The 25,521-nt window shown below is 55.2% G+C and carries 22 protein-coding genes; 11 read left to right on the forward strand and 11 right to left on the reverse strand.

Translation table 11 applies throughout. The features are described from left to right. The first annotated feature begins 52 nt into the window (after window positions 1–52). From dapD to FD737_RS23890, 4 genes are all read left to right on the forward strand, one after another. Window positions 53–877, forward strand: a complete 825-nt coding sequence (dapD, locus tag FD737_RS11145; protein WP_038648942.1) for a 2,3,4,5-tetrahydropyridine-2,6-dicarboxylate N-succinyltransferase — start codon at window positions 53–55, stop codon at window positions 875–877. Window positions 878–1,171: 294 nt separating this feature from the next. Continuing rightward, on the forward strand, window positions 1,172–1,564 hold the full coding sequence (locus tag FD737_RS11150) for a DUF3461 family protein (protein WP_034829501.1): 393 nt from the start codon (window positions 1,172–1,174) through the stop codon (window positions 1,562–1,564). 144 nt (window positions 1,565–1,708) lie between these two features. Continuing rightward, entirely contained in the window at window positions 1,709–2,047 is a 339-nt protein-coding gene (locus FD737_RS23885) for a FadR/GntR family transcriptional regulator (protein ID WP_237448786.1), read from the forward strand. Window positions 2,048–2,064: 17 nt separating this feature from the next. Continuing rightward, window positions 2,065–2,412 carry a FadR/GntR family transcriptional regulator gene (locus FD737_RS23890; protein WP_237448789.1) on the forward strand — a complete coding sequence of 116 codons (348 nt, stop codon included), beginning with the start codon at window positions 2,065–2,067 and terminating at the stop codon, window positions 2,410–2,412. An 8-nt stretch (window positions 2,413–2,420) separates the two neighbouring features. On the opposite strand, the gene FD737_RS11160 is transcribed toward FD737_RS23890, so the two are convergent. The 4 genes from FD737_RS11160 to dgt form a co-directional block, all read right to left on the reverse strand. Continuing rightward, window positions 2,421–3,689: an alginate lyase family protein gene (locus FD737_RS11160; RefSeq protein WP_202404529.1), complete on the reverse strand. Its 1,269-nt coding sequence runs from the start codon at window positions 3,687–3,689 to the stop codon at window positions 2,421–2,423. 25 nt (window positions 3,690–3,714) lie between these two features. Then, on the reverse strand, window positions 3,715–4,872 hold the full coding sequence (locus FD737_RS11165) for a CdaR family transcriptional regulator (protein ID WP_034829508.1): 1,158 nt from the start codon (window positions 4,870–4,872) through the stop codon (window positions 3,715–3,717). Window positions 4,873–5,113: 241 nt separating this feature from the next. Then, window positions 5,114–6,559: a serine endoprotease DegP gene (gene degP, locus FD737_RS11170; protein WP_034829511.1), complete on the reverse strand. Its 1,446-nt coding sequence runs from the start codon at window positions 6,557–6,559 to the stop codon at window positions 5,114–5,116. Between the two features lie 136 nt (window positions 6,560–6,695). Further along, complete coding sequence (gene dgt, locus FD737_RS11175; protein WP_160833511.1) at window positions 6,696–8,189, reverse strand: dGTPase; 1,494 nt, start codon at window positions 8,187–8,189, stop codon at window positions 6,696–6,698. Between the two features lie 98 nt (window positions 8,190–8,287). On the opposite strand from dgt, the gene mtnN reads away from it, so the two are divergent. The 3 genes from mtnN (at window position 8,288) to FD737_RS11190 (ending at window position 10,147) form a co-directional block, all read left to right on the forward strand. Further along, a complete protein-coding gene (gene mtnN, locus FD737_RS11180; protein ID WP_045813812.1) occupies window positions 8,288–8,986 on the forward strand; it encodes a 5'-methylthioadenosine/S-adenosylhomocysteine nucleosidase in 699 nt (232 codons plus the stop codon). Then, on the forward strand, window positions 8,979–9,788 hold the full coding sequence (btuF, locus tag FD737_RS11185; protein ID WP_097118385.1) for a vitamin B12 ABC transporter substrate-binding protein BtuF: 810 nt from the start codon (window positions 8,979–8,981) through the stop codon (window positions 9,786–9,788). Before mtnN ends, btuF begins: the two co-directional genes overlap by 8 nt. Window positions 9,789–9,895: 107 nt before the next feature. Then, window positions 9,896–10,147 (forward strand): hypothetical protein, encoded by a 252-nt coding sequence (locus tag FD737_RS11190; protein WP_034829521.1) that lies wholly within the window; start codon window positions 9,896–9,898, stop codon window positions 10,145–10,147. Window positions 10,148–10,183: 36 nt separating this feature from the next. Here the strand turns inward: FD737_RS11190 and erpA are convergent, their stop codons facing one another. After that, window positions 10,184–10,531 carry an iron-sulfur cluster insertion protein ErpA gene (erpA, locus tag FD737_RS11195; protein WP_034829523.1) on the reverse strand — a complete coding sequence of 116 codons (348 nt, stop codon included), beginning with the start codon at window positions 10,529–10,531 and terminating at the stop codon, window positions 10,184–10,186. A gap of 222 nt (window positions 10,532–10,753) precedes the next feature. On the opposite strand from erpA, the gene hemL reads away from it, so the two are divergent. Beyond that, window positions 10,754–12,034, forward strand: a complete 1,281-nt coding sequence (hemL, locus tag FD737_RS11200) for a glutamate-1-semialdehyde 2,1-aminomutase (protein WP_097118383.1) — start codon at window positions 10,754–10,756, stop codon at window positions 12,032–12,034. A gap of 194 nt (window positions 12,035–12,228) precedes the next feature. Here hemL and fhuB read toward each other — a convergent pair whose 3' ends face one another. The 6 genes from fhuB to hrpB all read right to left on the reverse strand — a co-directional run bounded on the left by fhuB (window position 12,229) and on the right by hrpB (window position 23,523). Beyond that, entirely contained in the window at window positions 12,229–14,205 is a 1,977-nt protein-coding gene (gene fhuB / locus FD737_RS11205; RefSeq protein WP_160833512.1) for a Fe(3+)-hydroxamate ABC transporter permease FhuB, read from the reverse strand. Beyond that, window positions 14,205–15,083, reverse strand: coding sequence for a Fe(3+)-hydroxamate ABC transporter substrate-binding protein FhuD (fhuD, locus tag FD737_RS11210; protein WP_160833513.1), 879 nt, complete (start codon window positions 15,081–15,083; stop codon window positions 14,205–14,207). Before fhuD ends, fhuB begins: the two co-directional genes overlap by 1 nt. Window positions 15,084–15,092: 9 nt before the next feature. Beyond that, window positions 15,093–15,887: a Fe3+-hydroxamate ABC transporter ATP-binding protein FhuC gene (gene fhuC / locus FD737_RS11215; protein WP_038648971.1), complete on the reverse strand. Its 795-nt coding sequence runs from the start codon at window positions 15,885–15,887 to the stop codon at window positions 15,093–15,095. 93 nt (window positions 15,888–15,980) lie between these two features. Beyond that, the gene (gene fhuA, locus FD737_RS11220) at window positions 15,981–18,194 is read right to left on the reverse strand and encodes a ferrichrome porin FhuA (RefSeq protein WP_160833514.1); all 2,214 of its coding nucleotides are present in this window, start codon (window positions 18,192–18,194) and stop codon (window positions 15,981–15,983) included. A gap of 212 nt (window positions 18,195–18,406) precedes the next feature. Further along, window positions 18,407–20,953 (reverse strand): bifunctional glycosyl transferase/transpeptidase, encoded by a 2,547-nt coding sequence (gene mrcB, locus FD737_RS11225; protein ID WP_058960863.1) that lies wholly within the window; start codon window positions 20,951–20,953, stop codon window positions 18,407–18,409. A gap of 98 nt (window positions 20,954–21,051) precedes the next feature. Next, on the reverse strand, window positions 21,052–23,523 hold the full coding sequence (gene hrpB, locus FD737_RS11230; RefSeq protein WP_160833515.1) for an ATP-dependent helicase HrpB: 2,472 nt from the start codon (window positions 23,521–23,523) through the stop codon (window positions 21,052–21,054). A 25-nt stretch (window positions 23,524–23,548) separates the two neighbouring features. Between hrpB and thpR the strand changes: the two genes are divergently transcribed. The 3 genes from thpR to dksA all read left to right on the forward strand — a co-directional run bounded on the left by thpR (window position 23,549) and on the right by dksA (window position 25,519). Beyond that, entirely contained in the window at window positions 23,549–24,088 is a 540-nt protein-coding gene (gene thpR / locus FD737_RS11235) for an RNA 2',3'-cyclic phosphodiesterase (RefSeq protein ID WP_097118377.1), read from the forward strand. Further along, complete coding sequence (gene sfsA / locus FD737_RS11240; RefSeq protein ID WP_160833516.1) at window positions 24,089–24,805, forward strand: DNA/RNA nuclease SfsA; 717 nt, start codon at window positions 24,089–24,091, stop codon at window positions 24,803–24,805. Between the two features lie 258 nt (window positions 24,806–25,063). Next, window positions 25,064–25,519 carry an RNA polymerase-binding protein DksA gene (dksA, locus tag FD737_RS11245; protein ID WP_034829547.1) on the forward strand — a complete coding sequence of 152 codons (456 nt, stop codon included), beginning with the start codon at window positions 25,064–25,066 and terminating at the stop codon, window positions 25,517–25,519. Window positions 25,520–25,521: the final 2 nt, after the last annotated feature.

Raw genomic sequence — 25,521 nt, forward strand, 5'->3', positions numbered from 1 at the left:
TCTCTGTGTCAGCGCGACGCTGGCACCCGTATGACAGACTCAGGAAATTATTATGCAACAGTTACAGAGCGTTATTGAATCTGCCTTTGAGCGCCGCGCCGATATCACGCCAGCCAGCGTGGACAGCGTGACCCGTGAAGCCATCGAACAGGTTATTGGCCTGCTGGATAGCGGCGAACTGCGCGTGTCTGAAAAGATCAATGGAGAGTGGGTAACGCATCAGTGGCTGAAGAAAGCAGTGCTGCTGTCGTTCCGCATCAATGACAACCAGGTGATGGAAGGCGCAGAAACCCGTTTCTACGACAAAGTCCCAATGAAGTTCGCGAACTGGGATGAAGCACGCTTCAAAAATGCGGGCTTCCGCGTTGTCCCCCCTGCTGCCGTGCGTCAGGGCGCGTTCATTGCACGTAACACCGTGCTGATGCCTTCTTACGTCAACATCGGCGCTTACGTTGATGAAGGCACCATGGTTGACACCTGGGCCACCGTGGGTTCTTGTGCGCAGATCGGCAAAAACGTTCACCTGTCTGGCGGCGTCGGCATCGGCGGTGTTCTGGAGCCACTGCAGGCTAACCCAACCATCATCGAAGACAACTGCTTCATCGGCGCACGTTCTGAAATCGTTGAAGGCGTGATCGTGGAAGAAGGTTCAGTGATCTCCATGGGCGTTTACATCGGTCAGAGCACCAAAATCTACGATCGTGAAACTGGCGAAGTGCATTACGGCCGCGTGCCAGCGGGTTCAGTGGTGGTATCGGGCAACCTGCCGTCTAAAGATGGTAGCTACAGCCTGTACTGCGCCGTAATTGTGAAGAAAGTGGACGCTAAAACGCTGGCGAAAACCGGCATCAACGAACTGCTGCGTACCATCGACTAAGTCGGAAATTAGTCCGGTTACCCTGCCAACGGGCCTGTATTCGGGCCCGTAATTTTTTCTTTACACTCTCACCCAAACAACCTGCTTCGCGCCGCGAATTAACTGGTGCGTTTATTTTTCAAACAGTTCATAATCCGCGCCAGTTAACTCCGGTCGCGCACTGTTCATCCCGGTTTTTGTGTCTACAGTTGATTAAGTATGCCGTAAGCGTTCCGGTTGCTGCGTATCTGCCGCATCCCGAATGATGATGATAGTCCTGCGCGCTCACCCACTCTTAGATGGAATATAAACGCTATGTACGACAACCTGAAAAGCTTAGGTATCAGCTCTCCTGAAGACATCGACCGTTACAGCCTGCGTCAGGAAGCCAGCAACGACATTCTGAAAATCTACTTCCGTAAAGACAAAGGTGAATTCTTCGCCAAAAGCGTGAAATTCAAATACCCGCGTCAGCGCAAAACTGTCGTCGCCGATCACACCAGCCAGGGCTATAAAGAAGTACAGGAAATCAGCCCGAACCTGCGTTACGTGATCGACGAACTGGACCAGATTTGCCAGCGCGATCAGGTTGAAGTCGATCTGAAACGCAAAATCCTTGCTGATCTGCGTCATCTGGAAAACGTGGTATCCAATAAGATCGCTGAAATTGAATCCGATCTGGATCAACTGACCCGCAACGGTCGTTAATTTCCTCCCCCGCATTCCCAGGGCCAGCTTATGCTGGCCTTTTTTTTGCCTTAATTCCGTTTTATCTGGGCCTGTTTCACCTATCTGAATTCATAATCCCTGGCTAGTATCGGGTTATGTCTGACTTCAGGTATCACAAAAACCATGCAATTTGCAGCCATCACCTCAGGACAGCGCGGTCTGGATGTTCATATCGCCGGTGACCTCGCGCAAAAAATTCTCTCTGGAACGCTAAAGGCTGGTGATGTTCTGCCCAGCGAAGTCGAGCTATGTAGCCACTTTGGCGTCAGTAGAACTGCCGTGCGTGAAGCGCTCAAACTGTTATCTTCAAAGGGATTATTAGAATCGCGGCCTAAACTCGGCACGCACGTGCGCGACCGCACTTACTGGAATTTGCTTGATGTGCACTGCTGGAATGGATGCAGAGCATTGAATCAACGGCGGAGATGTACCAATAGTTTCTGGCCTTCCGTGAGGCCATAGAACCGCAGGCCGCCCGACTGGCTGCGCTACACGCTACGCAGGCACAACGCACCGAACTTTCTCTGTTATTTCGTGAAATGATCGCTGTTTGCGCTGCGAGTAAATTCGATCTTGCTCGCTGGCTGGAGGCAGACAGTGCCTTTCATCGCCTGATCTTTCACTCTACCGACAACTGTTTTTACATCCCGTTCGGTAATTTGCTGGAAACCATTTTTAAATGCTTTTTTACCTGGCCTTCCAGCGCGCAGGATATTTTTTTGGACGAACACCGCAAGATTTATGAAGCGATCATGATCGGCGATGCCGATGCGGCGCACAGGGCGTCGATGAATCTAATGCTTAACAGCACACAGCCTCGGCTATAACTTTCCCCTCACCGATACGTGGGTGGGCGCGATAACAACCACAGATCACGCAGCGCTTCTCTTTCCGAACCGCGCGCTGCTGGGCTGATAGGGGCCGTCGATTGCGTTTCGATCGCGCGATGAATCCAGGGCTGAAAACGGTCGCTGTTCAGGCTGCGATCCGTGAGCGAGAGCAGTGGAATCAAGCGCAGACTGACACGATCGCGATTTTTCCATGGCCAGGTTTTGCTGTCATCACTAAACGGTGCCATATAATTCAGCGCACTCAACAATGAACCGCTCTGCTGTTGATAGTGCCAAAGATCGCCCGCGCCGCTTCGCTGTGCCAGTTGCGCGAGGCTGGTCAGAGCCTGCAAATTGAAATAGCTATAGTGGAACGAGCGTGTGCGTGCCAGTTCCATTGGCTGCGTTCCGTCCGTACGAATTTGCCCGGCGATTTTATCCTGAGCTAAAACCACCATCTGCTTAATCACCTGAGGTTGATGCAAATACCACGCGATGCCCGCCACCTGTGCGGCATACCAACTGCCATGGTTATTAGGTGCATCACGCTCGCCTTGTGCCAACTGACTGTGCAATAGCCAGCCGAGATAATCGCTAAACCATGCATGTATCGCAGCCTGATCCTGCGGGTGCCAGCCGGGCGAATCGTGCAGTAGCTGCAGTGCATCCACTATGCGCGTGGCAAAGTAACGCCCATCCAGCACACCGGTGTGTCGGCCCTCAGCCTTACCCGGCACACCCTGAGCATAATTAAGATTGGGATTCATGCGGGTGGTGGGATCGATGAACCAGCTGCGAATCATCGATTGGGCTTTGGCTGCATAACGGGTTTCGCCGGAGAAATACCAGGCAAGCGCCAATACCTGCACGTCTGCGGTGAAACGAGCCAGACGCACACCATCGCTTTGGTCGTTTTTACTCGCCGGATTGACCGCACCATCACGGCGTTCCCATGGCAAGCCATTGGGCTTGTCGGGATTCGGCCACCAGTAGGCACTCAGGCTGAGATAATCATGGCGGGAACCGCTGGGAGGTAACATCCCTTTCTGCGTCACGCTGGGATTGGGCTGATTAAGCGCGCGATCGGCAGCCTGCTTGAGTTGCTGCCACGCCTGCTCAGTCTGTGGCGCAGCCTGATGATTTTGCAGCGCAGTTCGCGTCTGTTGCATCTCTTCGCCAGATAAAAAGGCCAGCGAAACAGCTTTGGCATGACAGGTCGCGGTCATCAGCAAGCCGGCCAACAGCCAGATCAGGCGCACATTCAAACGGGGCATCTTCCTCTCCTGGCCCTGCTAAGGATTAGCTCTGTTCATCCAGTTGCAGCGCCACATACAGCAGCAATCGATCGTCAAAATTGCCGAGGTTTAATCCGGTCAGCTCGGAGATGCGGTTCAGGCGATACTCGAGCGTATTACGATGGATAAATAGTGCGCGTGCCGTGGCGCTTGGCTGCACGTTATGACTGAACCACGCCACCAGCGTACGTCGCAATAATCCATTATTATCATTGGCTTTGAGTTTCGCCAACGGGCGCGCCAGTTCATTCGCTTGCCAGCCACCGCGCAGGCTATCCAGCAGTACGGGCAGCACCAAATCCTGATAGAAGAAGCTGCGCTGTTCCGGCATGCGCTGTTTACCCACCATCATGGTGGTGCGCGCCGTACGGTAGGAACGCGCAATACTGCCGGGACCGGTAAAGAAATTACCCAGCGCGATGCGCATTCGCACCTGCCCACTCTCTTTCATACGCTGTAATAACTGATCCACGCGACGGCGGTGATCGTCTTGATCGTAACGGCCGTGGGCGTTGAGCGCCGGCTTCAACACCACCATTTCAGTGAGTGAAACGATAGCAATCAGGTTGTCACGATCCGGCGTTGTCAGCAGAGTTTGTAAATGCTGCAATTCCGACATCGCACTGTCAACGCCAAGCTGGCCGCTGTCGACTTCCACCACCGCCACCACGCGCGGTTGATTGAGATCGATGCCCAGGCGCTGCGCCCACTCGCTCAACGCCGGTGAAAGCGTATCGCTACGAATCAGGTTCAGCACCAGCTCTTCGCGCAAACGGCTATCCTGCGCCAGCATGTGCAACAGCCGCGCTTGTTCCAGCATCATTTCGGCGGTCATACACACCAGTTCACCGTAGTGACGCAGCGCTGCCGGCTGGCCGGTCAGGCCAATTACACCGACAATCTCACCATCAATGCGCAACGGCAGGTTGATGCCAGGACGCACGCCGTGCAGATGTTTCGCCACGGCCTCATCAATGTCCACTACCCTTCCCTGCGATAACACCAGCAACGCACCTTCGTGCAATTCGCCAATACGCTCACGATCGCCGCTGCCAATAATGCGGCCGCGTGCATCCATCACGTTGACATTACTGTCAATAATTTGCATGGTGCGGGCAACAATATCCTGAGCCAGTCGCGCATCGAGATGATAGGTGGCCATCAATCACTCCAGAGAAAGGGAAGAATTGACAGAATACGCATCCCACGCACGGCTGGCATTGTGCAACTGCACATAGCCGGATAGAGAATACGGGAATTGCGGTAGGCGTCACATTGCGAAACGGACATCTGCACAATGTGGACCACACTAAAAAGGTGTTGATGCTAGCCAGGAGCGCAGCTGCGCCAGACAAAAACAAAAAAGGCGAGCCGAAGCTCGCCTGTACTCAATTATCTAAGACTTACTGCATCAGCAGATAGAGGCTGCTGTCGCCACGCTGCACATTCAGGGCCAGCACGGACGGTTTGGTGTCGAGGATTTTGCGCAGTTCACCAAGGTTGGCAATCGCCTGCTGGTTAACGCCCCTAATCACGTCACCTTTCTTCAGACCAATACGCGCTGCAGCACTGCCTGCCTTCACATTATCCACGCGCACGCCTTTCTGGCCGTTGCTGTCGATGTTGCTCAGGTCGGCACCTTCAATGCCGGTGTAGATCGTGGCGGACTGCACTTTTTCCTGCGAGCTCTGCTGCAGTTCAACCGTAATCGTCACCGGTTTACCGTCACGTAACAGACCCAGCTGCAGTTTAGTGCCTACCGGCAGTGAACCCACTTCTGCACGCAGCGCGGCAAAACTGGTCAGCGGTTTGCCATTCATCGACACCACGACATCGCCGGCTTTCACACCCGCTTTTGCCGCTGCCGAGTTAGGCAGGACCTGGCTCACAAAGGCACCGCGCTGGGCATCGACTTTCATCGCTTTCGCCAGCTCAGAGTTAAGCTCGGTACCCATAATGCCCAGCTCGCCACGCTTCACCTGACCATACTCGATCATCTGCGCCGTCAGGTTTTTCACCATCGCGCTTGGGATAGCAAAGCCGATACCGATATTGCCGCCGTCTGGCGCCAGAATCGCGGTGTTAATCCCGATCAGTTCACCGTTCAGGTTCACCAGCGCACCACCGGAGTTACCGCGGTTGATGGCAGCATCGGTCTGGATGAAGTTTTCGTAGTTCTCGACGTTCAAGCCGCTGCGGCCCAACGCTGAAACGATACCGGAGGTTACTGTTTCACCGAGTCCGTACGGGTTACCGATTGCGACAGTGTAATCACCGACGCGCAGGTCATCGGAGTCCGCGATCTTAATTGCCGTCAGGTTCTTGGCGTCCTGCAGTTGAATCAGAGCGATATCAGACTGTGGATCTTTGCCAATCACTTTGGCGTCATAGCGACGACCATCGCTCAGCTGCACCTGAATTTTGGTGGCGTTATCTACCACATGGTTGTTGGTGACGACATAGCCTTTATCGGCATTAATCACGACACCCGAACCGAGTGCACGGAATTTTTGCTGTTGAGTATTGGCGCCGCCGTTGTCACCGCCCTGGCTGCCATCACCGCCGCCCTGGCACATTGGCGAGCTTTGGAATGGCGAACCGTCCTGGCAGAATGGCGAGTTGTCACCAAAGAATTGCTGGAATTGCTGCGGCATGCGCGGGGTTTTCACCGTGGTGCTACCTTCAACGCTAATACTCACCACGGAAGGCATCACTTTTTCCAGCATCGGCGCCAGGCTTGGCAACTGTTGGTTCGAGGAGGAAGCACTTTCCGCCGCGAAACTGACAGGGCTCAATGCCATGCCCAGACTAAGCGCCAGCGCACTTAACATTAATGTGCTTTTTTTCATTCGTCTGTGTCTCTCTAAGATTTACGGCCAGACCATTGCTGTGGTCGTGATGATGAGATTAAGTTTTTAGCGCGAAGTTCCTAATAAAGTTTTGGGCAAAGGTAAAAATTTATTCTTCATCTTTACAAAACTCGGCTTATTCCACGGCCATCAAACGACGATACTCATCCCACGCATAATTGTCTGTCATTCCGCTGATATAGTCCTGAATCAAGCGCGAACGGTAATAACGTTCCCACAACAAACGTTGATATTTATGCTCGACAATCAGTGTACGCATCTGCTGCTGATAAGCTTTGCGATGTTTTCCTGAAAGCTTATGAAACAGTCGCGTTTCTATCGGATATTTCGGCAGAAAATCGTCGTTCATCAGCGTAGTAAATTGTTCATAATCCAGCAACATTAATGACTGATAGATTTCCAGCAAACCTTTTATTACCCGATAACCTTGTAATTCGAGTTGCTCAACTTCCGGATGATTAAATACCTGCTGGCGCGCCACGGTTTTAAATAATTTCAACAGACGGCCTTCATCACCGTCATCTTCCAGCAGCGCATGATTGAAGTTTCCTTCAAAAATAGCCGGGAGATTATCGACAAAACGGCGCACGGCATGGCTAACCAACACATTTTGCACGTTAACCCGTAATGACATGAAAAATTGATCGCTCAGGCTACGGCGTTTTTTCTGGTTGGCTTCTTTCCATGCCTCGCTCACTGTGCGACTGAACGCATCACCACTATTTACCGTCCCCCAGGCTTTGAGCAGAGACTTATACAAGGTCTCAACATCAAAAATGTCTTTTTCGACCGCATCATCTAAATCGGCAATACAGTATGAGATATCGTCAGCGGCTTCCATAATCCAGGTGAGTGGATAGCGATGATGCTCTTTAATATCGGTGGCTGCGCGTAAGTCAGCGACATATTCACGCTCGGACAAATAAAAGCCCGGCTTCTTCATCAGCACGCTAAATTCTGCCGGCTTATCGCCCTGCCACCATGCGGGGGCGGTATATTTTAAAATACAGGCCACCTGCGCATAGCTAAGATTAAGCTGCAGCAGCGTATGCACCAGGCGAATCGCCTGCGCATTGCCTTCGAAGTGGCACAAATCCTGACGAATCATTGCATTTAGCTGGTCAAAATCAGTGCGCTGATGCTCATCTGCCACGCCCGCCACCAGCGGGTCCACGAGTTCAAGAGGCAGATTGTCGTCAAACCAGTCATTGATCGCGGCTTCACCAAAGTGACCAAACGGCGGATTACCCACATCATGCAGCAGGCAGGCCATCTCAATCAGACTCTCAAACGCGCCTTCAAACTCCTCCAGCCCGTAATTTGCCAGTCCACCGCCCTGCGTTTTCAGGTATTGCAGGATCTCTTTGGTGATATAGCGCCCGGTTTGCTGCACTTCCAGCGAGTGGGTCAAACGTGAACGCACCGCTGCATTACGCTCCAGAGGAAAAACCTGAGTCTTTTGTTGCAGGCGGCGGATCGCGGCAGAATTGATGATGCGGCCACGGTCACTCTCAAAGTGCCGTGTAATAAAGTATTCGCCCTCTGGATCTTTGCGGCTGGTATAAGGGCGGGTGAAACTGATCTTATTTTTGAAATTGATCGTCGCCATCATTACCCCTTATTTTTTGGTGAATTCATCCTCTGCCAGCCATGGTAGACTATGCCTCACTTTTAAGCTTTACATCCATAACTACAGCGAGATTCTTTATGAAAGCAGGCATTATTGGCGCGATGGAGCAGGAAGTCACCCTGCTGCGTGACAAAATCGAAAACCGTCAGACGCTGACGCTGGCTGGTTGTGAAATTTATACCGGCACGCTGAACGGTGTTGAGGTTGCTCTGCTGAAATCAGGCATTGGTAAAACCGCGGCGGCGCTCGGCACGACCCTGTTGCTGGAGCTGTGCAAACCCGACCTAGTGATCAATACCGGCTCTGCGGGTGGTCTGGCCGCTTCACTGAAAGTGGGCGATATCGTGGTTTCCGATGAAGTGCGCTATCACGATGCCGACGTCACCGCTTTTGGTTACGAACCTGGCCAGATGGCCGGTTGCCCGGCAGCCTTTGTGGCGGATGAAAAACTGATCGCCGCTGCGGAGCAAGTGATTAAGCAGCTGGATCTCAACGCAGTGCGCGGTTTAGTGGTCAGCGGTGATGCCTTCATCAACGGTGCTGAACCTCTGGCACGCATTCGCACCACCTTCCCACAGGCGATCGCCGTGGAGATGGAAGCCACCGCCATCGGTCATGTTTGCCATCAGTTCAAAGTGCCGTTTGTGGTGGTGCGCGCGATTTCCGATGTCGCAGATAAAGAATCCCACCTGAGCTTTGATGAGTTCCTCGTCGTTGCCGCTAAACAATCGTCACTGATGGTTGAAAACCTGCTGGCACAGCTGGCGCGTGGCTAAATATCTGCTGCTGGGGCTATTGCTGATCGGCAATAGCCTGTTTGCTGCTGCCCCACGCGTTATCACGCTATCGCCCCATCTGACCGAACTGGCTTTTGCAGCGGGCATTACGCCGGTGGCGGTGAGTGCTTATTCGGATTTCCCGGCGCAGGCCAATCAGCTGGAGCAGGTGGCAAACTGGCAGGGCATCAAAGTCGAGCGCATCCTGCAACTGAAACCGGATGTGGTGCTGGCCTGGCGCGGTGGTAATCCACAGCGGCAGATCGACCAACTGCAACGTCTGGGCATTAAAGTCGAATGGATTGATCCGCAGACCATTGATCAGATGATTGATGCGTTAGCAGCGCTCAAACCGTGGAGTCCACAACCTCAGCAGGCGGCGGCTGCCGCACAGGCGCTGCGCCAGCAAGAGGATGATCTGCGTAAACAGTATCAACAACGCACGCCGATCCCTCTGTTTTTGCAGTTTGGTCAACAGCCGCTGTTTACTGCATCGCGTAATACGTTGCAAAACGAGGTAATCACCCTGTGCGGTGGCAAAAATATCTTTGCCGACAGCCGTGTCAGCTGGCCGCAGGTGAGTCGTGAGCAAGTATTAGCACGTCATCCTCAGGCGATTGTGATCGGCGGTGGCCCCGCGCAAGCCGCGAATATTGTGAAATTCTGGCAGCCACAACTGACGGTGCCGGTGATTGCCATTAACGATGACTGGCTGAGTCGACCGGGTCCACGTATCCTGCTGGCAGCCAAACAGCTGTGTGCAGATTTACATCCGGCGAAAAATAGCACCAAAAAAGATTAAAGATTCGGCAAAAATTGTCGAAAAACAAAATACAAGGCACTGCGGCCACGTATGCTCAGTGCCCTTTTTGCGCAACGCGCAACTTTTGACTTCACCAGGAATTATCAATGACCAGAGCACTGCTCCTGGCCATAGGGCTTGCGATGGCTGCGCCAATTGGCGCGGCGACCTCCACCGGCTCTATTGCCGTCACGTTGACCATATTTTCCCGCTGCGATATCTCACGGCAAAGCGAACAAACATTGCCATCGATTGATTGTGGACGTCACTTCAGTGCACAGCCGCGCGTGACCGAAAGCGTGTTAAAGCGCGATGCGAAGCGTCGTGAGTCGTCACGATTAGTGACCGTAGAGTGGTAACGTTCTGACCGCCAGAACGGCGGTCAGAAAAGGGGATCAGATGCTGAAGGAAGAACCACAACCGCAAGTCGTTTTCGCGTTCGGGTTTGTCACGATAAAACGTGAACCCTCAAGACCTTCGGTATAATCAACCGAACCGCCCACCAGATACTGCAGGCTCATTGGATCAACCACCAGCGCCACGCCTTGCTTTTCAATGGTCATGTCGCCGTCATTCATTTGATCGTCAAAAGTAAAACCGTACTGGAAACCACTGCAACCGCCACCGGTGATGTACACGCGCAGTTTCAGCTCAGGATTCTCTTCATCCGCGATCAAATTTTTCACTTTTTTCGCTGCTGCTTCAGTGAATTGCAAAGGCAGCGCTGCTACGTCGTCACTCATGTTTTACTCCGGGTAAACGTCCAGGTCAGAAAACGACCTTAATTTCACTATTATCTGCCAGCCGCCCAGTGCAATCAAGTACTGCGCTTGACACTGTGTGCCGCCTGCGCTGCGCTAAAGTATAGCTTTAAAAGGCTTTCGCACCCGCTTGCCTTTCTAATCGGGCGACTCTTCCCTTAGAATGGCGCCAGAATTTTTTTCCAGAACAGCAGGAGCCGAGCAATGAGTAAGTCTGAAAACCTGTATGCCGAAGCGCAACGCCTGATCCCTGGCGGTGTGAACTCCCCGGTACGTGCTTTTACCGGTGTGGGCGGCGTGCCGCTGTTCATCGAACGCGCCGACGGCGCTTATCTGTATGACGCCGATGGCAAAGCCTACATCGACTATGTCGGTTCATGGGGCCCAATGGTGCTGGGGCATAACAACGCCAATATCCGCAATGCGGTGATTGAAGCGGCATCTCGTGGTTTGAGTTTCGGTGCCCCAACCGAAATGGAAGTGAAAATGGCCGAGCTGGTGTGTGAGCTGGTGCCAAGTATGGATATGGTGCGCATGGTGAACTCCGGCACCGAAGCCACCATGAGCGCGATTCGTCTGGCTCGTGGCTTTACCCATCGTGACAAGATCGTCAAATTTGAAGGCTGCTACCACGGCCACGCCGACTGTCTGCTGGTGAAAGCGGGTTCCGGCGCATTGACCCTGGGCCAACCGAACTCGCCGGGTGTTCCGGCTGATTTCGCTAAACACACCCTGACCTGCACTTACAACGATCTGGCGTCAGTACGCGAAGCCTTCGAGCAATATCCAGAAGATATCGCCTGTATCATCGTTGAACCCGTTGCGGGCAATATGAACTGCATCCCACCGCAACCGGACTTCCTGCCGGGCCTGCGTGCACTCTGTGATGAGTTTGGTGCGCTGCTGATCATCGATGAAGTGATGACCGGCTTCCGTGTGGCGCTGGGCGGTGCTCAGGCTTATTACGATGTCACGCCGGATCTGACCTGTCTCGGCAAAATCATCGGTGGCGGCATGCCGGTGGGCGCATTTGGTGGTCGTCGTGATGTGATGGCTGCACTGGCACCAACGGGTCCGGTTTACCAGGCGGGCACGCTTTCCGGTAACCCGATTGCCATGGCGGCCGGTTTTGCTTGCCTGACGCAGATTGCTCAACCGGGCACGCACAGCACTCTGACCGACCTCACCACCCAACTGTCTGAAGGCTTGCTGGCAGCGGCAAAAGCAGAAAACATTCCGCTGGTGATCAACCACGTTGGCGGCATGTTCGGTATCTTCTTTACCGATGCCGAAAGCGTAACCTGCTATGCCGACGTGACAAAATGCGACGTTGAGCGCTTTAAGCGCTTCTTCCACCTGATGCTGGAAGAAGGTGTTTACCTCGCACCTTCTGCTTTTGAAGCGGGCTTTATGTCGCTGGCACACAGCCAGGAAGATATTCAGCGCACCATTGATGCGGCACGCCGCAGCTTTGCGAAGCTGTAAGCCATTAGCGGGTGCCAGGAATGGCGCCCCTACATTAATGTGCCCGGCTGTCCCTTGAGGCACAACCTCCCCTAAAGACACCCTTGCCGTTCGTTCGCATCGTTATGCTCAGCTACACGCATACACCCATTTCCGTTAGGTTGCACAATTATGCGCAGCTGCCCTGTAAGCACCGATTGACGTAGGCTGCGCGTTTATGCGCGACGCAACAGCCAGATAAAATACGGCGCGCCGAAGAAGGTCGCCATTAAACCTGCAGGGATCTGATCCGGGAAGGCCAGCATCCTGCCGCACCAGTCTGCAAACACCATCAATCCGCCGCCTAATAATCCCGCCATCAACACCTGCGGTAATGCGCGCCTGAAGCCCAGCATGCGCACGATATGCGGCGCCATCAAACCGACAAAACTCAACGGGCCGATGGTCAAGGTCGCCGTAGCCGTTAACGCCGCCGCCAGCAGCAGCAGGGCCAGACGCGAACCTGTTAATGCCATCCCCGCTGAACGTGCCGTCGCACTACCCAGCGGCAGCAGTGTGAGCCAGCGGCTCGCCAGTGGCGCGAGCGCAATAAATACGATACCCACCACGGCGCTTTGCACTGCCTGCGGCATATTGATGTTGTACGTCGAACCGGAAATCCAGCTTAGCAGGCCGCCCATGCGCGGATCGCCACTCGCCATTAACACCATCAGTAAGGTGACAAACGCACTGTTAAGCGCCATGCCCGCCAGCAACATACGCTCCGGTGAGAAACCTCCGCGACTGGCGACCAGCATAATGACCAGCAGCGTCAGCGCCGCGCCTAATGCGCCAGCGGGCAGCAACCACGCCACGGCGTCACCCGGCACAAAGAACATCATCACAACCACACCACAGGCCGCGCCGGAACTGATGCCTAACACTTCCGGACTGGCCATCGGGTTGCCAGTGAGGCGCTGAATCAACGCACCTGCAACACCCAGCATCATCCCCACGACTAACGCCGCCAGCACGCGAGGTGCACGCCACGGCAGCAGTTGATGCAGCATCTCACCACTCACCCACGTCCAGCTGTGTGCATCACGACCAAAGGAGATGCCGATAACGCTCAGCAGCGCCAGCACCCCAAGGCCAATGCCACACCACAGCACCACCTTCTGGCGCTCTGCCGGCACCTTGTCGCCCATATTCATCGCCGGTGGAACCGAGCCGGTACGTAAACGCGGCAACAGCCACAGCAGAATCGGTACGCCAATTAACGCGGTCGCTGTGCCGGTGGAAACCTCGCGCCAGTGGCTGGTCAGCCACAATACGCACTGATCGGCCAGCCACAGCAGTAAGGCACCAATCAGCGGAGCCAGCAGCATACGGCTGAGTAAGCGACGCCCCCCGAGCATTTTCGCCAGCAGTGGTGCAAACAGCCCGATAAAACCGATAATCCCGGCGACGTTCACCAATTGCGCACTTAACAGAATCGCCAGAGCGAGTGCGCCGACACGCGCAGCAGACAGTGCCAGACCGAGATTTTTTGCTACGCCGTCATCAAGCCCCATGAGCGTCAAGGGGCGCAGCAATGCCAGCGCCACGACAAAAGCCAACAGCAGACGCGGCCACAGCATGGCGACGTTGTGCCCATCCATCTGATTCAGTGTGCCGGTGCTCCACAAGAACATATTCAGCAGCTGATCATGATTGAAGATGGCAAAGATTTGATTCACCGAACCGGCATACAGGCTCAGGACCAGCCCGGCGAGGATCAGTGTCACGGGTGACAGCCGTTTGCCCCAGGCCACGCCAAATACCAGGATGCCCACCAGCACTGCGCCCGCCATCGCAGCAAATTGCTGTGTCAGCTCACCACCCGGTAAATGCCAGAGCGTGGCGACCGTAATACCGAGCTGTGCACCGGATGACACACCCAACGTGGTCGGTTCCGCCAGCGGATTACGCAGCACCTGCTGAAACAGTAAACCGGCCAATCCGAGACCCGCCCCCACCAACAGCGCCAGCGCCAGACGCGATAACAGGCTGTGATGGAACACCACCTGTTGGATACTGTTGATGTCCGGCGCAAAGAAGGCTTGTGACCACTGCGCCGTTGGCAGCGCGTCACGCAGATTGATAAAGGTCAGCGCCAGCGCCAGTAAAAACATGCTGCTTAGCAGCATCACAGGAAAGAGACGATGGCGCATCAGTGCGACTCCAGCGCGTGTTCCAGCACGCGCACAAATTTCAGCGCTGAATAGGTCGCGCCGTAATACCAGACGGCAGGCACACGCTTGAAGCGGCCCGCGCGGATAAACGGCAGCGCCTGCCACAGCGCAGTTTTCATCACCTGCTGCATGTCACGATCGTTATCGTGATCAAAACAGATCACCTGCACATCGCCGACATCGGCTAACCGCTCAAGCCCAACCACGGCACTGCCCCAGAAATTGGTTTCACCCTGCCAGGCGTTACTCAGGCCAAGGATTTCCATCACTTCGAGGAACAGACTGTTGGTGCCAAACGTGATGGCGTGACGGCTGTCCATCAATGACATCAGCAGCACCGGACGATCTGCCCAGGGTTTGAGACGTTCGCGCGCTGCCGCTAGCTGCTCATCCAGGAATTGCAGATGCTGTACCGCCTGCGCTTCCCGGCACAGCCGGGCACCGAGCGCATGCAGTGATTTACGGGCAGTACTTAACGGTTTACCGTCCCCGCTATTCAGATCAAAGCCCATGGTCGGCGCGATGCGATCGAGTTTATCTAATCCCGGACCGTAGCCGTTGGAGTGCAGGATTAAGGAAGGTTCGAGCTGCGTCATCAGTTCCAGATTGGGTTCGGTGCGCAAGCCGAGATCGATGGTGCTGGCGGATAGCATCGGCTCGCCAACCCAGATGTTGTAGTTGCGCAAATCAGCCACACCGAGCGGCGATACACCGAGCGCCATCAGTAGCTCAACAGGTAGCCATTCCAGCGCCAGGATGCGCTGCAGATCGGGTGTTGCCGCACGCAATGGGGCAACGTTAATCAGTGGCGTCAGTGCCAGCGCCGTCAGCAAGCGACGGCGTGAAATGTCGAACATGGCGAGGCCTCAGTAAACAAAACTGACGGGAGCACCGCCTTGTGGATGGGGCAATATGCCCATCGGAATACCGTAGATATTGCCCAGCACATCGGCCTGCATGATGACATCAGGCCCGCCTTCCGCAATCATTTCTCCGCCGCGCAGCGCCACCAGACGGTCGCAATAACGTGCCGCCATGTTGATGTCATGCAGCACGGCAATCACCGTTAACCCGCGCTCACGGCTGAGTCGTTGAATCAGTGCCAGCACATCAACCTGATGCGCAATATCCAGCGCTGAAGTGGGTTCATCCAGCAACAGGCAGCGGCTATTTTGCGCCACCAGCATTGCCAACCACGCACGCTGGCGTTCGCCGCCTGACAGGCTATCCACCAGACGCCCGGCGAACGGTTTCAGGCCCACCAGCGTAATCGCTTCTTCCACGCGATCGCGATCTTCCTGGCCGTAGCGCCCAAGCGCACCGTGCCACGGATAACGACCAATCGCCACCAGCTCACGCACCGTCATCCCTTCTGCCGCCGGTAACTGCTGCGGCAAATACGCCACCTGGCGCGCAAAATCTTTGCTGCCCCAGTTCTCCACCGCATCGCGGTTCAACAGCACCTGACCTTCACTTGCCGCATGGTGACGCCCCAGCATTTTCAGCAAGGTGGATTTACCCGAGCCGTTGTGGCCAATCAACGCCGTCACTTTACCCGGCGCAAAGGTGAGTGAAAGTGGATGCAGCAACGTGCGTCCAGGTACGCGAAAGCTGACATTATCCAGCGTGAAGGTGGTTTCTTCGTGGTGCGGATGCTGCATGGTGATTCCTGGTTAATTAGCACAAAACCGATCTGATTCTGAAGGGGGCGGCCCTGAGGCCGCCCAAAATCACAACATATTCGCCCTGACGAATCAGAAGCGGAAGGTGGCGGTACCAACGATTTGACGTTCAGCGCCCCAGTAGCAAGCGTAATCACGGTAGCAGCTGGCAACGTATTCACGATCGAACAGGTTGTTGATATTAACACCCACAGAAGAGCCCGGCAGACCGAAACGGCCGAGGTCATATTTCAGCGCTGCGTCGACGGTGGTGTAACCCGCTACGTCGAAGTTTTGGTTTGAGTTACTGCCATTCTGCATATTCTCTGCATATAACCCTTTGCTTTCACCTACATAACGCACACCCGCACCCAGTGTCACACCTGACAACGCAGTTTCATTGAAGGTGTAATCCCCCCACAGCGATGCCATATGCTTCGGCACCTGCACCGGCGTTTTGCCCTTCAGCGCAGTGTCTTCGGTATATTCCGCATCGGTATAGGTGTAAGACGCCGTCATGTTGATGTTGGCGCTCAGAGCCGCCTTGGCTTCCAATTCAACACCGCGAGAACGGATTTCACCGCTCTGTACGCTGAAGTTAAGGTTGTTTGGATCGGCGGTAAGGTTTTTGGTTTTGGTCAGCTCATACACCGCAGCAGTTACGACAACCGGACGATCTTTAGGAACATACTTCACACCGGCTTCATACTGCTTAGCACGCGATGGATCAAACGGCTGGCCCGAGGCGGTAGTCCCAGAATTCGGAATAAAGGACTCACTGTAGCTAAAGTACGGCGCAATGCCGTTATCAAACACATAGTTCAGACCACCACGCCAGGTGAAGGCCTGATCGTGATTTTTCACTTCGGTATTGCCGTTACGATTCAGTGCTGAAGTCATCGCATAATCGTAACGTCCACCTAAGGTCAGCACCCAACGGTTCCATTCCATCTGATCTTGAGAGTACAGACCGGTTTGCTCTTGGCGATTCAGATATTGGTAAGGGAACGCAGCACCATCTAGCGCATCGTTACCATACTGAGGATTGAACGCACTAATTGGGAATGCTGATCCAAACGCCGCATCAATATCATTACGGGTGCGCTGGTAATCCACACCCATCAGCAAAGTATGATCCACTGCGCCAGTGCCAAATTTGGCCTGTGCCTGCGTATCTACCGCAAACTGATTTAACTTCTCATCGGAAACCGCCGAACCACGGGTAATTTCATTGGTGGCAGCGTTGAAGCCATTACCATAAATACTGCGGTAATTGGTTCTCAAATCCGCATAACGCAGATTCTGGCGCACCGTCCAGGTATCGTTAAAGCTGTGCTCGAAGTTGTAACCCACCATCTTGGTGTTGCGCGAGATCTTGTTGCTGTCTTCGCCTTCATCAAAGTTGGTTGGCAGTTTATAGCTGCTACCGTCCGGGCGGGTAATGCCTACCACGGTGCCCTGACGCGGCAACCAGCCGTAATAACCGGTTTCCGGTTCATTCTGGAAATAGGTCAGCAGGTCAAAGCGGGTATTGGCATCAGGACGCCAGCTGAACGAAGGCGCGATGGTGTAGCGCTTCTCTTTGTTCATCTCCTGCTGCGCGTCGGCGCTGCGAGCCAGACCCGTCAGGCGATAGCTATATACACCGTCATCATCCAGCGAACCGCCAAAATCGAAGCCCGTTGAGTACAGGTTATCGGTGCCCATCTGGAACTGCACTTCACGCAGTGTTTCCTGCGTCGGGCGCTTGCTCACCAGTGACACCACGCCGCCTGGGTTGCTTTTGCCGTACAGCACGGAAACCGGGCCACGCAGCAGTTCCGCACGCTCAAGGAAGTAAGGATCAATAGCGAACTCGGAGTAGTTATCCCCCTGCAGCTTCAGGCCATCAAGATATTGGTTAGTGTTGGTTTCGCTAAAGCCACGAATTGAAAGCGCATCGATTACGCTTGAGCTGCCGCGGTTACCCGTCAGCACGCCAGCCGTGTAGTTAAACGCACCTTTTACGCTGGTTACAGCGTGCATCGCCATCTCTTCCTGCGTCACCACCGAAACCGACTGTGGGTTTTTCTCAATCGGCGTATCGGTTTTGGTGCCGGTAGCACTGTGTTTCGCGGCAATGGTAGGAGCCGGACCCCATGCGCTTTCCTGCGCGACGGTGTTGCCGCCATTGGCGGTCACCACCACGGTATCTTCTGCCAGCGCCTGTGCGCTGAGCGTACCCAGTGTTAAAGAAATCATTAAAGCGAGCGGACGGCGGGAAGTCGCAGCACGGGCAGAACAAGGATTTGAAATTCGCGTATTCATAAAAGGATCTCTCGAAAAGAAAACGACGCAGGTGAATACAAACGAGAATGATTATTAGACGCACGGATTTTAGGCGAAGTTTGGCGAGATCCGCAAGATGTAATGCCTGATGGCGGTGCGTTTGCGACCAGATCGTGCATGTCCATGATCGCGATTAACAAATCACAGGCACGAAAAAGGGCGCCGAAGCGCCCTGTGTTTTCTGCAGCTAACTATTTGCTGCCAAACATATCCTTAATCCAGCCTGCTACGCCGTCAGCATCTTTCTGCTCACCCTGCTGCTGCTGAGGTGACTGCTGCTGAGGTTGCGACTCTTGCTGCTGTTGGATCTGCTGCTGTTGCTGGATCTGTTGCTGCTGTTGCTGGCACAGCGCGTTAGGATCCAACGTCCACACCGGCAGTGAACGCCAGGTGCTGCTACCAGAACCACACACGAAGTTACCGGCAGAGTCGACGTTCATCTGCGTGATATCTTCTGGCGGTGTCAGCACCAGCGGCATCGGCGCCTGGTTGTCGAGATAACGGCGATAAATCTGCATCGCACCGCTCGCACCGTACAGCTTCGACGTCTGGTTGTTGTCGCGGCCAACCCAGGTGATCGCGACCTCTTTGCCATCAATACCCGCAAACCAGCTATCGATCAGATCATTGGTGGTACCGGTTTTACCCGCCAGATGGGCATTCGGGTAACGCGCGCCCAGCGCACGGGCGGTGCCGTGATCGGCAACTTGCTGCATGGTGTACAAGGTCATATAAGCAGCCTGCGCCGGTTCAACGCGTTGCGCCTGCGGGAAGCTCTGGTACAACACCGTGCCATCTTCAGCAATCACCGAACGTACCGCCGACAGGTCGGCGCGGTTACCGCCGCTGGCGATCGACTGGAACGCCTGTGCCGCTTCGATCGGTGTCAGGTTAAGTGCTCCCAGTAACATCGCTGGCACCGGATTCAGCTGATCTTTCGGCACGCCCAGCTTCGTCCAGGTATCCACCACCGAAGGCAGACCCAATGTCATCCCCAGATTTACGGTAGGTACGTTCATGGAGTTGGTTAAGGCATCCACCAGCATCACTTTGCCGCTGAAACGCTTGTCGTCGTTCATCGGTTTCCAGATGGAACCGTTCGGCTGTTTCAGCGCAATCGGCTCATCCGCCAGCCAGGTGTTCAGCCGATAGGTATTCGGCTGGCTCAATGCGGTGAGATAGGTCGCCGGTTTAGCCAGTGAACCGATAGAACGACGCGCCTGCAGCGCACGGTTATAGCCCGCGAACTGCGGATCGGCACCGCCCACCATGGCACGCACTTCACCACTGAAGCGATCCACCACCACCATCGCGGTTTCCAGATCCTTCAAGCCACGCTGTTTTTTCAGCGCCGGGATGCCATCTTCGACCGCTTTTTCCGCCGCATCCTGAGAGATAGGATCGAGCGTGGTGAAGATCTTCACGCCAGACAGATCTTTAATCTTGTCGCCCAGTTTGGCCTGCAACTCGTTACGTACCATCTGCATAAAGGCAGGCTGCGGCGTGATCACGCCCCCTTTCGGCTGCACACCCAGCGGACGCGCCGAGAGCATATCGTACAGCTCCTGATCGATGACGTTCTGCTGTTGCAGCAAACGCAGCACCAGGTTGCGGCGCTCGAGGGCCAGTTTCGGGTTGCGCCACGGGTTATACAGCGAAGCACCTTTCACCATACCGACCAGCATCGCCTGCTGATCGAGGCTCAGCTCATCGACGGGACGACCGAAGTAATACAAACTCGCCAGCGGGAAGCCACGGATCTGATCGTTGCCCGCCTGACCGAGGTAAACCTCGTTGAGGTACAGCTCAAGGATGCGATCTTTGCTGTAACGCGCATCCATGATCACTGCCATGTAAGCTTCACGCGCTTTGCGCCACAGTGAACGCTCGTTGGTCAGGAACAGGTTTTTCACCAGCTGCTGCGTCAAGGTACTGCCGCCCTGTACCGCTTTACCTGCCGTGATATTGGCAAGGAATGCACGGCCAATCGAATACGGGCTAATACCATCATGCTCATAGAAGTGACGGTCTTCGGTCGCGATCAGCGTACTGACCAGCAGATCCGGGAAGCCCGCACGCGGCACGAACAGACGCTGCTCACCGTTCGGCGATTGCAGCATGGTGATCAAACGTGGATCAAGGCGGAAGAAGCCAAAATCACGTCCGGTATCGAGGTTTTTAATCTCGCTCAGTTCGTTGTTGCTGAACGTCAGACGGGCGTTGATCTGCCCCTCTTTGCTGTCCGGGAAGTCAAACGGACGACGCAGCAGATCGATGGTGTTGCCTTTGACGCTAAATTCGCCCGGACGGGTAATGCGCGACACTTCGCGATACTGCGTGCCTTCCAGCAGCGCAATCATCTCTTTTTTGTCGTACGACATCCCCGGCTCAAGGCTCACCATGCGGCCGTAGACAGCAGCAGGCAACTGCCACACTTTACCGTCGATGCGGCTGCGGATTTCAGAGTCGAGATAGATGCCCCAGGCCACCATCACGACCACAAAGACCAGGAAAAGCTTAATTAACCAGCCTAACCAACGACGTTTGCCGCGTGGCGGACGTTTTCCTTTCCCTTTACCTTTTGGTGGCACCGGTGTGCTCTCCTCATCGTCTTCGTCAAAATCGTCCTGATCGATATCATCATCAAGCTCCCTGCGGCGACCCCGGCGCGCAGTGCTGCGCGGCGGCTTTGGCGCTTTTCCTTTACGCCCAATAGGTTCGCGATCGTTCCCAGACATGCTTTTATTCTCCAGGCATAGCTACGGCTACGGCCGTTACTCTAACTGCTTTCTCGTGCTGCGCATGGCAGAACCCTCTGAATTCGATCCACAGAGTGTCACGATGAAAATTTCTTGGTGCGCCTTGTCGGTAAGGCGTTTGCCGGATCGTCGGGCCAGGGATGTTTGGGATAGCGCCCTTTCATCTCTTTCTGCACTTCAGGATAGGCTCCGCGCCAGAACGCAGCGAGATCACGGGTGATCTGCAACGGACGCTGCGCCGGTGAGAGCAACTCCAGCACCAGCGGAATGCGGCCTTCGGCCACCGCGGGATTTTGCGCTTCCCCAAACATCTCCTGCATACGCACTGCCAACGCCGGAGGCTTTTCAGCATCGTAACGAATAGGCAGGCGACTTCCGGTCGGCACAGTGTAATGAGTTGGCAGCACAGTATCCAGCCGCTGACGTTGTGACCATGTCAGCAAATGTAATAATGCGCTGACAAGATTGACGGCCTGCAGGCTCTTGAGATCGCGCACGGAACCCATCTCGGGTAACAGCCAACGCTCCAGCGAGTCGAGCAGGCTCTCATCGTCCAATGGCGGCCACGCCTCTTCCGGCAGCCACTCGGCGGCACAATGCAAACGCAAACGCAGCTGTTCCGCTTCGGGGGTCCAGCCGAGTACCGAGAGCCCTTTTTCGCGGATCCAGCGCAACATCGCCGGGTGTAAAATCTCCGGTTCCGGTCGCGCCTGCGGCTGTGCTTTTAGGACCAGCGCACCCACGAGTTCCCGTTTCCAGGCGCGCAATGTCCCTTTCTCCTCATCCCATTCCACATCAATGCGCTGCGACACCAGTTCAGGACATTGCTGGCGTAACGCACTTATCTCTACCGGCAGCGCCAGTAACATGCGGGCTTCGGCGGCACTGGCGCCCTGTAACAGGGTCGGCGCGATTAACCACTCATAGCGGCTCAGGCCATCCTGTTCATCCAGCATGGCGCCAATACCGTTAGCCAGCTGATAGCGTGCGCTTTCGCCTCGTCGCTGCGCCAGACGATCGGCAAAGCCTGCCACCAATAATGCGGGGAAAAGATCGGGATTGACGCGGCCATCGCTGGCATTCAACCGTTGCTGCCACTGACGCGCGCGCCTTTGCCAATGCGGCTGTGGTCGATTAAGGGCGTCGCGCAAATCTGCACTACCGTTGCGCGGTGGATCTTCAAGTATCGCCACCAGCAGAGCGGCACTGGCGATGGCATCCTGACTTTGTGCCGCACACAGAATCGCCGTCAAACGTGGATCGCTGCCAAGCGTCGCCATTTTACGGCCGCGCGCGTTAAGCCTGCCGTTTTCTAATGCGCCTAAGCGCGTTAGCAAAGCCTGTGCCGCTCGCAAGCTGAGTTGCGGTGGCGCGTCCAGCCAGCAGAGCTGTGACGCATCCTGGCAACCCCATTGCAGCAAATCGATCTGCAGCGCAGCCAAATCGCTATTGAGGATTTCGGGTTCACTTTGCGCCGCTGCACGCATCGCCTGCTCCTGCGGCAGCAAATGCAGGCAAATACCGGGTTCAAGACGCCCGGCTCGCCCGGCTCGCTGGGTCATGGAAGCCTGGCTGATGCGTTGCGTTTGCAGGCGCGTGACGCCGCTACGCACATCAAACTGTGCCGAACGCTCCAGCCCGCTATCCACCACTAAGCGGATACCTTCAATAGTGAGACTGGTTTCGGCAATGTTTGTGGCGAGCACCACTTTGCGGCGACCGGCAGGCGCAGGCAGAATCGCTCGACGCTGCGCATCCAATGACAGCGCACCATATAAAGGAGAGAGAGCCACGTCTTCATCGACGCGGGATTCCAGCTCGCGCTTTACGTGCTCAATTTCTGCCACGCCCGGCAGGAACAGCAGCAGCGAGCCCGACTCCTCACGCAGCAACTGCGCCACTTCTCGCGCCACCGCTTCGTCAAAACGTTGCTGCGGGTTGAGTGAGGCATAACGGCGTATCACCGGAAAGCTGCGTCCTTCAGAAACAATAAAAGGCGCAGCAGGCAGTAGCTGGCGCAGCCTCTCGTTATCCAGCGTTGCGGACATCAGCAGAATTTTCAGGTCATCGCGCAGCCCTTGTTGCACATCCAGCAGCAGCGCCAGCGCCAAATCAGCCTGTAGGCTGCGCTCATGAAACTCATCGAGGATCACCAGCGACACACCTTCGAGCATCGGATCGCGCTGCAACATGCGCGTCAGAATGCCTTCGGTCACCACTTCCAGTCGCGTATGGGGGCCGCAGCAGTTTTCACCGCGCATGCGATAACCCACGGTGCCACCGGGCTGTTCCCCCAACTGATCCGCCAGGCGCTGCGCCACATTTCGCGCCGCCAGACGACGCGGCTCAAGCATAATGATGCGCCCCGGCAGCACCGACTGCTGTAGCAGTTGCAGCGGCAGCCAGGTCGATTTTCCCGCGCCGGTGGGTGCCGCCAGTAAAACTTGTGATGACTGAGACAATGCATCGAGCAATGCAGGCAGCACCTCACTTACCGGTAATTCACTCACACTTAACTCCCACTCTGCCTGTGCTAACATGGCGCGCATTGTAGCACTCAACGGCCACGTCACCATGTCGATACAACGTCTGTTTTTTGCCCTCGAACTGCCCGCGCCACTCCAGCAACAGCTGGTACAGTGGCGCGCAGATCACTTTGCAGAAGGGGCAGGAAAACCGGTGGCCGCCGCCAATCTGCATCTGACGCTGGCGTTTCTGGGGGATGTCAGTGCCGAGACCTCGCAGCAGTTACAGCAGTTAGCTTCGCGCATTGTTCAGCCCGGTTTTAGCCTGGATTTGGATGATGCGGGACACTGGCCGCGCCCCGGTGTCGTGTGGCTTGGCTGCCAACGTGCGCCACGCGGCTTGTTGCAGTTAGCGAGCCTGCTGCGTGCTCAGGCGGCACGCCATGGCTGCGCCCAGAGTGCACAGCCTTTTCACCCGCATATCACTTTGTTGCGCCACGCCACGCAAAAAGTGGCCTTACCCCCGCGCGGCTTTCACTGGCAGTACGATGTCAGTGACTTTGCGCTGTTCTCATCGACCTTTAGCCAGGGACGCACCCGCTATCGGCGGCTGGCGCGCTGGCCATTGCCCTCGTCGTCAGGAGCCTGAATGCAGTTTGATCCACCGTTAAAACCCGCTCGTCTTATCGCGCGCTATAAGCGCTTTCTTGCCGATGTCGTGACGCCAGAGGGGGAGACACTGACCATTCACTGCGCCAATACCGGCGCGATGACCGGCTGCGCCACACCGGGCGATACCGTGTGGTACTCCACCTCAGACAGCATCACGCGCAAGTATCCGCACAGCTGGGAACTGACCGAGACACAACAAGGCCACTGGATCTGCGTGAACACCCTCAGAGCCAATCAACTGGTACGTGAAGCCTTAACCCTTGACGCCATTCCAGAATTGTCCGCTTACAGCCACTGCCAACCTGAAGTGAAATACGGTACGGAAAAAAGCCGAATTGACTTCCTGCTGCAAGCGGAGGGCAGATCAAACTGCTATATTGAAGTCAAGTCCGTCACCCTTTTACAGCAGGGTAAAGGCTTTTTTCCGGATGCGGTGACGGCTCGAGGACAGAAGCATCTGCGCGAACTCAGTGCTATCGCGGCAGAGGGTCATCGAGCTGTTTTGTTGTTCGCCGTTCTGCATACGGGGATTGAGGACGTCTCCCCGGCGCGCCATATCGACGCACACTACGCAGAACTACTGGGACAGGCTCAACGCTGTGGAGTGGAAGTGTTGGCGTATCAGGCTCAGATTTCACCTGCTCAAATGTTACTCACTCAGCCCGTCGCCGTGACGATTAACGTAGAGTTGTAATATTTATAGCAATTTGCTGTGATAGGAATGTTCTGGGCGGTGCGCTAAATACGCTGTTCCTCACAGGCTTGTCAAGGTGCGAATATGAATAATTGCCAACCTTGACTGCTTCTGCTATTTATAGCGGCCTGTTTTTTCCCTGATGGGAATCGATATACCCCTTAATAATTCGCGTTGCTGGCAGTCGGTGGTCAATTTAGCCAATGCACATGCAACCTGAAGTATGACGGGAAGGGCGTGTTATCCAGGAGAAACAACATGCAAGAAGGGCAAAACCGTAAAACATCGTCCCTGAGTATCCTCGCCATCGCTGGTGTGGAGCCGTATCAGGTGAAACCGGGCGAAGAGTATATGAACGACGCCCAACTGAGCCATTTCCGCAAGATTCTGGAAGCCTGGCGCAACCAACTTCGGGATGAAGTAGACCGCACTGTGTCGCATATGCAGGACGAAGCTGCGAACTTCCCGGATCCGGTAGACCGTGCCGCACAGGAAGAAGAGTTCAGCCTGGAATTACGTAACCGCGATCGTGAGCGTAAACTGATCAAAAAGATCGAAAAAACGCTGAAGAAAGTGGATGACGACGATTTCGGCTACTGTGATTCTTGTGGTGTAGAAATTGGTATTCGTCGCCTCGAAGCGCGTCCGACTGCCGATCTTTGCATCGACTGCAAAACGCTGGCTGAAATCCGCGAGAAGCAGATGGCAGGCTAATG

This window comes from Pantoea sp. Seng, from assembly GCF_009829935.1.
Lineage (GTDB): Bacteria > Pseudomonadota > Gammaproteobacteria > Enterobacterales > Enterobacteriaceae > Pantoea > Pantoea communis.